10 protein-coding genes are annotated in these 9391 nt (G+C 71.7%); 3 read left to right on the top strand and 7 right to left on the bottom strand.

Going from position 1 to position 9391, the window contains the following annotated elements; genetic code table 11:
• The 5 genes from ABZ215_RS19410 to ABZ215_RS19430 form a co-directional block, all read right to left on the bottom strand.
• Positions 1-695, bottom strand: a 695-nt coding sequence (locus tag ABZ215_RS19410; protein ID WP_354950586.1) for an IclR family transcriptional regulator, incomplete at its 3' end; no start/stop codon positions are given.
• A 24-nt stretch (positions 696-719) separates the two neighbouring features.
• Entirely contained in the window at positions 720-1682 is a 963-nt protein-coding gene (locus tag ABZ215_RS19415; protein ID WP_354950588.1) for a PDR/VanB family oxidoreductase, read from the bottom strand.
• A complete protein-coding gene (locus tag ABZ215_RS19420) occupies positions 1679-1897 on the bottom strand; it encodes a hypothetical protein (protein WP_020422152.1) in 219 nt (72 codons plus the stop codon). The genes ABZ215_RS19415 and ABZ215_RS19420 overlap by 4 nt, the downstream gene beginning before the upstream one ends.
• Positions 1894-2940, bottom strand: a complete 1047-nt coding sequence (locus ABZ215_RS19425) for an aromatic ring-hydroxylating dioxygenase subunit alpha (protein WP_354950590.1) — start codon at positions 2938-2940, stop codon at positions 1894-1896. The genes ABZ215_RS19420 and ABZ215_RS19425 overlap by 4 nt, the downstream gene beginning before the upstream one ends.
• A gap of 87 nt (positions 2941-3027) precedes the next feature.
• Entirely contained in the window at positions 3028-3366 is a 339-nt protein-coding gene (locus ABZ215_RS19430) for a helix-turn-helix domain-containing protein (protein WP_354950592.1), read from the bottom strand.
• Positions 3367-3441: 75 nt separating this feature from the next.
• On the opposite strand from ABZ215_RS19430, the gene ABZ215_RS19435 reads away from it, so the two are divergent.
• Entirely contained in the window at positions 3442-4005 is a 564-nt protein-coding gene (locus ABZ215_RS19435) for a carboxymuconolactone decarboxylase family protein (protein ID WP_354950594.1), read from the top strand.
• Entirely contained in the window at positions 3995-4462 is a 468-nt protein-coding gene (locus ABZ215_RS19440) for a DUF664 domain-containing protein (protein WP_354950596.1), read from the top strand. The genes ABZ215_RS19435 and ABZ215_RS19440 overlap by 11 nt, the downstream gene beginning before the upstream one ends.
• On the opposite strand, the gene ABZ215_RS19445 is transcribed toward ABZ215_RS19440, so the two are convergent.
• Both ABZ215_RS19445 and ABZ215_RS19450 read right to left on the bottom strand, forming a co-directional pair.
• Positions 4452-5978 carry an AMP-binding protein gene (locus tag ABZ215_RS19445; protein ID WP_354950598.1) on the bottom strand — a complete coding sequence of 509 codons (1527 nt, stop codon included), beginning with the start codon at positions 5976-5978 and terminating at the stop codon, positions 4452-4454. The two genes, ABZ215_RS19440 and ABZ215_RS19445, sit on opposite strands and share 11 nt — an antisense overlap.
• Complete coding sequence (locus tag ABZ215_RS19450; protein WP_354950600.1) at positions 5975-6850, bottom strand: amidohydrolase family protein; 876 nt, start codon at positions 6848-6850, stop codon at positions 5975-5977. The genes ABZ215_RS19445 and ABZ215_RS19450 overlap by 4 nt, the downstream gene beginning before the upstream one ends.
• A 195-nt stretch (positions 6851-7045) precedes the next feature.
• On the opposite strand from ABZ215_RS19450, the gene ABZ215_RS19455 reads away from it, so the two are divergent.
• Positions 7046-9391, top strand: a 2346-nt coding sequence (locus ABZ215_RS19455; RefSeq protein WP_354950602.1) for an MFS transporter, incomplete at its 3' end; no start/stop codon positions are given.

Here is a 9391-nt window from a genome sequence, read left to right on the forward strand (position 1 = left end):
GGCGCCAGCGCCGCCGGCTGGGCACCATCGGCGTGCACCACCAACGACACGGCCGCCATCACCGCGCCCGAAGCGTCCCGCACGGGCGCCGCCACCGAGACCGCGTCCGTGGTCACCTGGCCGTCGCTGACGGCGTAGCCGGTCTGGCGCACCGCGGCGAGCATCTCGCGCAGCCGGGCCGGGCTCGTCACCGTCTTCGGCGTGTACGCCTGCAGCGGCGCGGCCAGCACCTCCTCCTGCACCTCCACCGGCGCGTGCGCGAGCAGCGCCAGCCCGACGCCCGTCGCGTGCAGGGCGAACCGGCCGCCCACCCGCGTCCACACCGGAACCGCCTTGCGGCCGGAAATCCGCTCCACGAACACGAGTTCCAGGCCCTCCCGCACGGCGAGCTGCACGTTCTCGTGCGTCACCTCGTACAGGTCCTCGAGGAACGGCATCGCCGCCTCGCGCAGGGCCAGGCCGCGCGGCGCCAGCGAAGCGACCTCCCACAGCCGCAGCCCGACGCGGTACCGGCCGTCCGCGCCGCGCTCCAGCGCGCCCCACGCGACCAGCTCCGCGACCCGCCGGTGCGCGGTCGCCAGCGACAGCCCGGCCCGGCGCGCCAGCTCCGACAGCGTCAGCTCGGGGCATTCCGGGGTGAACGCGCCGAGCAGCGCGAGCACCTTGCCGGTCACCGTCCGGACTTCGCCGTCCATCCGATCATCCTGCCTCGCGCCGGCCTACAGATCCAGCACGAGCCGCGGCCCGCACGAGCGCGACACGCAAATCATCATCGTGTCGTTCGCGGCGCGCTCGGACTCCGTGAGCAGCGAGTCCCGGTGGTCCGGCACGCCGTCGAGCACCGGCGTCTCGCACGTCCCGCACGTGCCCTCCTGACACGACGACAGCACGCTCACCCCGGCCTCCTCGACCGCCGCCAGGATCGACTTGTCCGGGGGCACGGTCACCGTCCGGCCGGACGCGGCGAGCTCCACCTCGAACGTGGTCCGCTCCCCCGCGTCCGCGCCCGCCTTCGGGGAGAACCGCTCCACGTGCAGCGACCCGGGCGGCCAAGCGGCGCAGCGCTGCTCGACCGCCGCCAGCAACGGCTCCGGCCCGCAGCAGTACACCGCCACGTCGTCGCGCGGCGAGCCCAGCAGCGCGTCCAGGTCCAGCAGCCCGGTCTCGTCCTGCGGCCGGATCTCCACCCGGTCGCCGTAGCGCGCCACCAGCTCCTCGCGGAACGCCATCGACGCCCGCGTCCGCCCGCCGTACACCAGCCGCCAGTCCGCGCCGGACGCCTCGGCCCGCGCGATCATCGGCACGATCGGCGTGATCCCGATCCCGCCCGCGACGAACAGGTACCGCGGCGAGTCCACGAGCCGGAAGTGGTTGCGCGGCCCGCGGATCCGCACGGTGTCCCCTGTGGACAGCCGGTCGTGCACCCAGGCCGACCCGCCGCGCCCGTCCGGCTCGCGCAGCACCGCGACCTGCAGCACGCTCCGGTCCGCCGGATCGCCGCACAGCGAGTACTGCCGCACCAGTCCCTCGCCGAGCACGAGGTCCAGGTGCGCCCCCGGCTCCCACTCCGGCAGGGGCTCGCCTGCGGGGTGCCGCAGGGTCAGCCGCACCACGCCCGCGGCGAGTTCTTCCTTGCGCTCCAGGAGAACGTCGAGTTCCACTTCGGTCAGCACCGCCGTCATCGCGCACTCCCCGCTCCGGCGAGCACCGGGTCGCCGGCGGGCGCCGGGTCGTCGTGGCCGTCGGGATGGGCCAGCAGCCACTCCCACAGCTCGACCGGGTCCTCCGATTCGTGCTCGGCGCCGCAGTGGCAGACGCCGACGAGGACGTCGGTGCCCAGTTTCCAGTGGATGCGGTACACGGTGTCGCCGTGCAGCATCGCGGTCCGCTCGGTCATCGCGTGGCGGCCTTCTCCGGTTCGCCCGCCATCTTCTTCAGGATGCGCCGCGCGGCGAGGCCGCCGGTGTCGATGTTGACCGACAGTTCCTGGTAGCCCTGCGGCTCGGCCTGGATCACCCGCTCCAGGATGTCGAGCGCCTCCACGTCCTGCAGCACCACGGTCCGGTTGCTCTGCGCGAGGAAGTCGGACACCTCCTGGTCGCCGAGCGCGAAGTCCCGTGCCACTGCCCAGAAGTCGTGGGTCGAGTGCTCGGTCTCCGGGGTGATCGCGTAGACGACCTCGACGTGGAACCCCTCCGGGTCGGTGCCGTCGGCGTTGGGCAGCACGCCGACCGGCGCGATGCGGCTGTGCAGCAGGTACAGGCACGGCGGGTGGTACTCGATGTCCTGCCAGCGCGTGATGCGGCCCTGAATGCCGGTCGACTTCGCGTAGAACGGCGGGCAGGCCGCATCGTCCATGTGGCGGCTGACGTAGATGATGCGCCGGTCCTCGTCGACCTCGGTGGTGATCGGGGTGTTCGCCACCTCCGGCGTGCCGATGTAGCCGCCATGCAGGTAGGTCTCGTGGGACAGGTCCATCAGGTTGTCCACGAGCAGGTCGTAGCGCGCGGCGAGCGGTTCCATGCCGCACACGGTGGTGTAGGCGGGGTCGGCGAGCCACGGCGCGCGCGGGATTTGCGTGGTGTCGGCGCGGGCGGGGTCGCCGATCCACACCCACACGAACGAATCCTGCTCGACGACCGGGTAGGACGGCACGCGCGCGGTGCGCGGGATCCGGGACTGGCCGGGCACGAACACGCAGCTGCCGGAGGGTTCGTAGGTGAAGCCGTGGTAGCCGCAGACGATGCGGTCCCCGTCCAGGCGGCTCTCCGACAGCGGGTAGCGGCGGTGCACGCAGCGGTCGGCCAGCGCGACGACTTCCCCGGCTTCGGTGCGGTAGAAGACGATGGGCTCGCCCAGGATCGTCCTCGCCAGCAGCTCCCGCCCGACCTCGCTCCCGTAGGCGGCGACGTACCACTGGTCGCGCACGAACGCAGTCATCTGCAGCTCCTTCGGTGTAGATGCGACGACCACACTTTCGCTGCCGGGACCGGGCCGGGACCAGCCGTGTTTTCAGCAGGTGAAAGCTCACCGGCGGAGCGATTTCTCCCACCGGCGGGCCCAGGTGTCCAGCGGCAGGAGCGATTCGACGAGTTCGCGGCCGAGCCGGGTCAGCCGGTAGCCGTCGGCGCCCTCCTCGACGAGGGCGACGTCGGCCAGCTCGGCCAGCCGGGTGGTCAGGACGCTGGAGGACATCCGGTCGCAGCGCCGCTGGAGCTCGCGGAAGCCGGCGGGCGCCCGGTGGAGCTCCCAGATCACGCGCAGCGTCCAGCGCCGTCCGAGCAGGTCGAGCGCCGCCATCACGGGACGTCCGGTGGTCGAGCCGCGGACTGGGGATCCCGGCCGGGGAACGGACTGGTCCGCCATGGCTCACTCCTTGCGCTTCGATTCTCGAAGCAGCATAGTGGTTCGAAAATCGAAGCAGCACTCGCAGGAGGTCCCGTGACCCGGATCGCGCCACTGACCCCGCCCTATCCGCCGGACATCGAGGACGCGCTGCGGCGCTGGATGGCGCCGCACGTCGCGCACGATCCGCTGGTGCTCTTCCGCGTGCTGCACCGGCACCCGGAGCTCGCATCGCGGATGCGGGTGCTCGGCGCCGGCCTGCTCGCCCACGGGGAACTCCCCGCCGCCGACCGGGAGCTGGTCATCGCCCGGGCCTGCGCGCGCTCCGGGTGCGAGTACGAGTGGGGCGTGCACGCGGTGGTGTTCCCCGAGCTCACGGCGGACGAGCTGGCCGCGACGGTGCACGACGGCGCCGATGCCCCGGTCTGGTCACCGCGGCAGCGGGCGCTCGTGGGGGCGGTGGACGACCTGCACGACACCGCGACGGTTTCGCCGGCCAGGTGGGCCGAGCTGGCCGTGCACCTGCCCGACACCCAGCTGCTGGAGTTCCTGGTGCTGGCCGGCTGGTACCGGACGATCAGCGGGCTCGCCAACGCCCTCGCCCTGCCACCCGAACCCTGGGCGGCGCGCTTCGGGAACAATGCTGATCATGCTGGATGAGGAGAGCTTCCTGTTCTTCACCGATCGCGCGCTCGACGGGATGACGGCGATCCTCGCCGGCCTGGGTGACGAGCTGGCCAACACCCGGCCGGATCTGCCGGGCGCGAACACGCCCTACGCGATCGTGAACCACTGCCTCGGCGTGATCGCCGCCTGGGCCGGGCAGGTCGTCGCGGGCGGCAGCGTGCACCGCGACCGCGAGGCCGAGTTCACGGCCGCCGGGCCGATCGCACCGCTGCTCGACCGCGTCGCGCGGGCGCGGGAGCGACTGCGCGAGGATGTCGCGGCCGCCGATTTCGACGCCCCGCCGCGGGGCGAGGTGCCGGACAAGTACGCGAACACGCCGGTCGGGTGGCGGCAGGGCGCCGCACTCGTGCACGTCTACGAGGAGCTGGCCCAGCATCACGGTCAGCTCGAGCTGACCCGCGACATCCTGCTGGCCTCCGTCAAGTCCTGAGCAGCCGCCGGAGGATCTTGCCCGTCGGGGACTTCGGGATCCGCTCGACGAACTCGACCTCGCGCACCTTCTTGTACGGCGCCACGCGCTCGGCGACGAACGCCATCAGCTCGTCCGCGCCGACGGTGTCCCCGGTGACCACGAACGCCTTCGGCGCCTCGCCGCCCTCGGTGTGCGGCACGCCGACCACCGCGGCGTCCAGCACGGCCGGGTGAGTCAGCAGCACGGCCTCCAGCTCGGCGGGCGCCACCTGGTAGCCCTTGTACTTGATCAGCTCCTTGAGCCGGTCGACGACCCAGAACACGCCGTCGTCGTCGACGCGCACCAGGTCGCCGGTGTGCAGCCAGCCGCCGGTGATGGTCGCGGCGGTGGCGGCCGGGTCGTCCAGGTAGCCGTCCATCACCTGCGGGCCCCGGATCAGCAGCTCGCCGGTCTCACCGGGGGCGACGTCCGAGTCCGTGCCGGGCGCCACGATCCGCGCCTCGGTGTTCGGCGACAGCCGTCCCACGCTGCCCGGCGGGGTCTCCGCGAAGTCGTCGTCGAACACCTGGTGCGTGCCGGGGCTGGCCTCGGTCATGCCGTAGCCCTGCCGGATCAGGCAGCCCAGCCGCCGTTCCGCGCGCTCGGTCACCTCCACGTCCAGCGGCGCGGCCCCGCACAGCGCGAACCGCAGGCTGGACAGGTCGTGGTCCTCCACGTGCGGGGCGGTGGCCAGCGCCAGCACCATCGGCGGCGCGAAGTAGGCCCGCGTCACCCGGTGCGCGGCCAGCGTCCGCAGGTACTCGTCCAGCTCGAACCGCGGCAGCGTCACCACTTTCGCGCCGCCGAGCAGCCCGGAGTTGAGGATGATCGTGAAGCCGTAGATGTGGAAGAACGGCAGCACGGCGGCCTGCACGTCGTCCGGGCCGATCCGCCACCCGGCCCGCGTCTGCGCCAGGTTCGCCACGAGGTTGCGGTGCGTCAGCCGCACCCCCTTCGGGATCCCGGTGGTGCCGCTGGAGAACGGCAGGACCGCGACGCTCGTGGCCGGGTCCAGGTCCAGCTCCGGCGCGGGCCCGTCCGTGAACAGCGACGTGAACGAGCGGGCACGCGGGTGCTCACCCAACACGAACACCTCGCCCGCGACCTCCAGCGCCTTGTCCACCACGGGTTCCGCGGCGATCAGCAGGCGCGCGCCGGCCAGCCGCAGCTGCTTGGCGATCTCCCCCGGCGTCAGCGCCGGGTTGATCGGGGTGACCGCGGCCCCGGCCGCGATCGCCGCGTGCAGGGCGACCACGAACGACGGCTGGTTGTGGCTCATCAGCGCGACGACGTCCCCGGGGCCGACGCCGTGCGCCGCGAGGCCCGCCGCCCCGGCCGTGACCGCCGACCGCAGTTCGGCGTAGGTCAAGCTTTCGCCGGTGCGGCCGTCGACGAGCGCGGTCGCGTCGCCGAACCGGGCCGCGCCGCCGATCACGAACTCGGTGAGCGTGACGTCCGGGATCTCGACGTCCGGCAGCGGGCTGCGGTGGATCATCCTCGCTCCTGCGCCAGGCCGAGCACGCGGACGGCGTTGTCCTTGAGGATCTTCGGGCGCACGTGGTCCTTCATGTCGAGCCGCGCGAAGTCGGCCATCCACCGGTCCGGCGTGATGAGCGGGTAGTCCGAGCCGAACAGCACCTTGTCCTGCAGCAGGGTGTTGGCGTAGCGGACCAGCTGCGGCGGGAAGTACTTGGGCGACCAGCCGGAGAGGTCGATGTAGACGTTCGGCTTGTGCGTGGCCACCGCGAGCGCCTCGTCCTGCCACGGGAACGACGGGTGGGCCATGATGATCGTCAGGTCCGGGAAGTCGATGGCCACGTCGTCGAGCAGCATCGGGTTGGACAGGCCGAGCCGCACTCCCCCGCCGCCGCGCATGTTCGCGCCGATGCCGGTCTGGCCGGTGTGGAACAGCGCGGGCAGGCCGTGCTCCTGCGCGATCTCCAGCAGCGGGTACGCGCTGCGGTCGTTGGGCGCGAAGTCCTGCAGGCTCGGGTGGAACTTCAGGCCGCGCACGCCGTGGTCGGCGATCAGCCGCTCCAGCTGCCGGGCGCCCGCTCTGCCCTTGGCAGGGTCGATGCTGGCGAACGGGATGAGCACGTCCGGGTGCTTGGCCGCCGCCTCGGCGATCTCCTCGTTGGACAGCGCGGGGTGCCCGGTGAACGCCTCGATGTCGACGGTGAACAGCACCGCCCCGATGCGGCGCTCGCGGTAGTAGTCCGCGATCTCGTCGATGGTGGGGCGCCGGGCGTCGGCGCCGAAGTAGGCCGAGGACGCCTCGACGAAGTCGTCGGGCAGGGACAGGTGCCCGTGGTCGTCGGTCTCGACGTGGACGTGCACGTCGATCGCCTCGAGCTGGCTGGGATCCATGGTTGTCAGGTCTACTGATATGCCTCCGGCGCTGTCAACGCCGCTTCTGCTCGCCGGAAGTGTCCGCTTCATTGCACATCCTCCGGAATTTCGCAGCCGAATGCGATCCGGATCACCGCTCACACCGTGAGAGCTGGTCATCCGATCCGGCGAAATCAGTTAGCATAGGTCAACTAATTTTCGCTGGTTGGAGTGATGGAAGTGCAGCCTGCGCTCGGTCCCCGCTACAAGTGGATCGCGCTGTCCAACACGACACTGGGCATGCTCATGGCCACGATCAACTCCTCGATCGTGCTCATCGCGCTGCCGGACATCTTCCGCGGCATCGACATCAACCCGCTGGAGCCGTCGAACACCAGCTACCTGCTGTGGATGATGATGGGCTTCCTCGTCGTCACCGCGGTGCTGGTGGTCGGTTTCGGCCGGCTGGGCGACATGTACGGCCGCGTCCGCATGTACAACCTGGGGTTCGCCGTCTTCGCGGTGTCGTCCATCTTCCTGGCGATCACGTGGATGAACGGCGGCGCGGCGGCGATCTGGATGATCGCCTGGCGCATCGTCCAGGGCATCGGCGGCGCGTTCCTGATGGCCAACTCCAGCGCGATCCTCACCGACGCCTTCCCCAGGCGGCAGCGCGGCATGGCGCTGGGCATCAACGGCGTCGCCGCCATCGCCGGATCCTTCCTCGGCCTGGTGATCGGCGGTCTGCTCGGCCCGGTCGAGTGGCGGCTGGTCTTCCTCGTCTCCGTCCCGTTCGGCGTCTTCGGCACGATCTGGGCCTACCTCAAGCTCAAGGACACCAGCGAGCGCCACCGCGCGAAGATGGACTGGTGGGGCAACCTGACCTTCGCGGTCGGCCTCATCGCCGTGCTGGTCGGCATCACCTACGGCATCCAGCCCTACGGCGGGCACACCATGGGGTGGACCAGCCCGTTCGTGCTGTCCTGCCTCATCGGCGGCGTCGTGGTCCTGGTCGTCTTCTGCGTCATCGAGACCAGGGTCGCGAACCCGCTGTTCAACCTCGGACTGTTCAAGATCCGCGCGTTCACCTTCGGCAACCTGGCGAACCTGCTCGCCTCGCTGGGCCGCGGCGGCCTGCAGTTCGTGCTGATCATCTGGCTGCAGGGCATCTGGCTGCCGCAGCACGGCTACAGCTTCGAGAAGACCCCGCTGTGGGCCGGCATCTACATGCTGCCGCTGACGATCGGCTTCCTCGTCTCCGCGCCGGTGTCCGGCATCATCTCCGACCGCATCGGCGGGCGGCTGCTGTCCACTGGCGGCATGCTGATCACCGCTCTCAGCTTCGTCCTGCTGGAAGTCCTGCCGGTCGACTTCGGCTACTGGGCCTTCGCCGCGATCCTGCTCCTCAACGGGCTCGGCATGGGCCTGTTCACCTCGCCCAACCGGGCCGAGGTGATGAACAGCCTGCCGAACAACGCGCGCGGCGCGGGCGCCGGGATGACCGCGACCTTCCAGAACTCGGCGATGGTGCTGTCCATCGGCTTCTTCTTCAGCCTGATGATCGCCGGGCTCGCCGACCACCTGCCGTCGGCGATGGCGCAGGGCCTGACCGCCAACGGCGTGCCCGCCGCGGACGCGAACCAGATCGCGTCGCTGCCGCCGGTCGGCGTGCTGTTCGCCGCGTTCCTCGGCTACAACCCGATCGAGCAGCTCCTCGGCGGCGTCCTGCACACCCTGCCGCCGGACCAGGCCGCATACCTGACCGGCCGCAGCTTCTTCCCGCAGCTGATCTCCGGGCCGTTCGCGGACGGATTGACCGCGGCGTTCTGGTTCGCGATCATCGCCTCCGTGGTCGCCGCGCTCGCGTCCTGGTTCACCGGCCCGGCCCGCAAGCCCGCGCCGGGGCAGCCGCACGAGACCGTCGGCTCCGAACTCGCCGCCGCGGTGGGCGACCTGGTCGACGTGAGCGAGCAGGACACCGTCGCCACCGGCCCCGGCCGCATCGCGGGCCGTCTGCGCACCGCGGGCGGCAACGCGCTCGCCGGCGGCGTGGTGACCGTGACCGGCGCGGACGGCAGGCAGGCCGGCCGCACCAGGGCCGGCGCGGACGGCGGCTACGCGGTGTCCGGCCTGCGCCCCGGCACCTACACGCTGATCGTCACCGCGCCCGGGTTCCAGCCGGAGGCGGCCGCGGTCGCCCTCAACGGCTCCGGCGCCGTGCGCGACTTCGTCGTGTCCGGCGGCGGGACCGTGACCGGGATCGTGCGCCGCGCCCCCGGCGGCGCCGGAGCCGGCGACACCGCGGTGGTCGCCACCGACGGCGGCGGCCAGGTGGTCGGGCAGACACGCACCCTCGACGACGGCACGTTCCAGCTCGCCGGCCTGCCCGCCGGGGAGATCACGGTGACCGCGCACCTGGACGGCCACCGCCCGGCAGCGGCGACCGTGGTGGTGACCGGCACCGAACCGGCCGTGGCCGACCTGCTGGTCCAGGCCGCCGGCTCCGACGCTTCGCAGGACGAGATCAAGAAGGCCTACCGCAAGCTGGCGCGGGAGAACCACCCGGACGCCAACCCCGGC

This window comes from Amycolatopsis sp. NPDC006131 (assembly GCF_040614175.1).
In the GTDB taxonomy this organism is placed as follows: Bacteria; Actinomycetota; Actinomycetes; order Mycobacteriales; family Pseudonocardiaceae; genus Amycolatopsis_E; species Amycolatopsis_E tucumanensis.

Bases quoted from the DNA above. Each gene is read 5' to 3' on its own strand.
- ABZ215_RS19415 (WP_354950588.1), bottom strand. From the start codon at position 1,682: ATGACGGCGGTGCTGACCGAAGTGGAACTCGACGTTCTCCTGGAGCGC.
- ABZ215_RS19420 (WP_020422152.1), bottom strand. From the start codon at position 1,897: ATGACCGAGCGGACCGCGATGCTGCACGGCGACACCGTGTACCGCATC.
- ABZ215_RS19425 (WP_354950590.1), bottom strand. From the start codon at position 2,940: ATGACTGCGTTCGTGCGCGACCAGTGGTACGTCGCCGCCTACGGGAGC.
- ABZ215_RS19430 (WP_354950592.1), bottom strand. From the start codon at position 3,366: ATGGCGGACCAGTCCGTTCCCCGGCCGGGATCCCCAGTCCGCGGCTCG.
- ABZ215_RS19440 (WP_354950596.1), top strand. From the start codon at position 3,995: ATGCTGGATGAGGAGAGCTTCCTGTTCTTCACCGATCGCGCGCTCGAC.
- ABZ215_RS19445 (WP_354950598.1), bottom strand. From the start codon at position 5,978: ATGATCCACCGCAGCCCGCTGCCGGACGTCGAGATCCCGGACGTCACG.
- ABZ215_RS19450 (WP_354950600.1), bottom strand. From the start codon at position 6,850: ATGGATCCCAGCCAGCTCGAGGCGATCGACGTGCACGTCCACGTCGAG.